This window comes from Methylobacterium sp. CCH5-D2, assembly GCF_001556475.1.
Lineage (GTDB): Bacteria > Pseudomonadota > Alphaproteobacteria > Rhizobiales > Beijerinckiaceae > Methylobacterium > Methylobacterium hispanicum.
On the sequence record NZ_LSIX01000616.1, the window covers coordinates 1 to 1931 of the forward strand.

The 1931-nt window shown below is 65.5% G+C and carries 2 protein-coding genes; one reads left to right on the forward strand and one right to left on the reverse strand.

Annotated features, from left to right (window positions below; genetic code table 11):
- Positions 1 to 423: 423 nt before the first annotated feature.
- Complete coding sequence (locus AX737_RS15675; protein WP_066922794.1) at positions 424 to 927, forward strand: ferritin-like domain-containing protein; 504 nt, start codon at positions 424 to 426, stop codon at positions 925 to 927.
- A gap of 29 nt (positions 928 to 956) precedes the next feature.
- On the opposite strand, the gene AX737_RS15680 is transcribed toward AX737_RS15675, so the two are convergent.
- Entirely contained in the window at positions 957 to 1505 is a 549-nt protein-coding gene (locus AX737_RS15680; protein ID WP_197430598.1) for a PAS domain-containing protein, read from the reverse strand.
- Positions 1506 to 1931 lie beyond the last annotated feature (426 nt).

Sequence of the window (1931 nt, forward strand, 5' to 3'; positions counted from 1 at the left end):
GAAGTCTAGGGAGGAAACGCCCAAAAGAGGGCTGCGCGACCGCGACGCCATCGCGGCTGCGCGATATCCTTGTGCCACAGGCTCCCGCGCCGCACCATCGCATCGGCACGAGGTCGGGCATGTCCTGACCGCATGGTAACGTTTTCAGCGCGGCCTTGGAGCTTGATGCGGGACCGTGGAATCCGGTTTCCCGAAACCATCGTGCGAACACGATAGCCGAGAGCCCGCTGTCGTTTCCGTGAGAACGCAGCAGGCTCCAGCGGCTTCCTGCCCGCTTCGATTCGATTGACTTTGCGTTCCGTGATCCGGCGGCGCCTATCGCCCCTTGGATAGGAACTCCGACGCCTGCGGCGGCTTCCCCCGGGATGAGCCGCACCGCGGGCGAGGTCCGGGAGACCGCGCCCGCAGCCGGAGGAGGACGCCATGGGTCTGTTCACGAAGGACATCAAGTCGCTCGACGACCTGTTCGTGCATACGCTGCAGGACGTCTACTACGCCGAGAACCAGATCACGAAGGCGCTGCCGAAGATGATCGCCAAGGCGACCGATCCGCAGCTCAAGCAGGGTTTCGAGACGCATCTGCGCGAGACCGAGAACCAGATCAGGCGTCTGGAGCAGGTGTTCCAGATGCACGGGCATCAGCCGAAGGCGGTGGATTGTCCGGCCATCGACGGCATCATCAAGGAAGCGAACGAGACCGCGGGCGAGATCGCCGACGCCGAGGTGCTGGACGCCGCCCTGCTGGCGGCGGCGCAGGCGGTGGAGCACTACGAGATCACCCGGTACGGCAGCCTGATCGCCTGGGCGCGGCGCCTCGGGCGGGAGGATTGCGCGGGCGTCCTGCAGCAGACCCTGGACGAGGAGAAGGCCACCGACCGGGCCCTGACGGCGATGGCCGAGAGCAAGGTGAACCGTAAGGCCGCCTGAACCTCGGTGAGGGGGCGCCGGGTGGGGGCCTAATGGACCCGATCCGGCTTACCCGCCGGGCTTCCGCCTTCGGCGAGTTCAAGGCCGACCTGATAGAGAACCGTGCGCAGGGCCGTCAGGATGTGCTCGCCGCCGCTCCGGTCGAGGAGCGCGTGCGCCATGATCAGATGGTCGGCCGCGGCCTCCAGGCCGGATCGCGCGGCGGGATCGCCGAGCTGGTCCGGCAACGCGAACGATCCGATCGTTCCTCGTGCTCCCTCGTCCCCGGCCTCGGCGAACCGCGTGATCGAGCCGAGAAAGCCCAGGAAGCTTCGTCCGGGTGGTCCGAAGGACGGCACGGCGCCGCCGAGCACCCGGACAGGGCGCCCGTCGAGGCCCAGCAGGCGGTAGCGCACGCCGAACGGTTCCTGCCGCAGGATCGCCTCGGCGACGATGCCGCGCACGACGGCCCGATCCTCGGGATGCACGACGCGGACCCAGCCGTAATCGACCGCCTCCGCCAGCGTCTGGCCGGTCAGGACGGTCCATTCCGCGCCCAGATAGATCGCCTTCCCGGCAGCGTCCGTGACGAAGATCATGGCGATGTCCCGTCCAGCCTGTCGTGTCGAATCGCGGCGCCGGCCCTCGCGCGGATCCATGCCGCCGCACCGCGCGGGACGATCGGGCAGCCTGATCATGTAAGTTGGGCAGAAATTCGAGCGCGCCAGGCTATGTCCGGAGTCTCTCAGAAACAACCTAAAGTTTTACAGAAATGATTCCGAAGACCTCCGCATGTTCGTTCTTTCGTCTTTCTCGGAATTTTGAGAGGAAGATTGTGTGCAAAAGGAGACATTGGCACTTGATCCTGCCGCGATACTCACAAATCTAGCGCCCGTAGATATCGTAACCGGGTCGTGGCAATGGCAGAAGAAGCATCGGATTTGCGGTCCAACCTCGTCGAATCGGCTGTCGACATCGTATCGGCCTACGTGTCGAACAACTCCGTGCCGGCGGCCGAGCTGGGC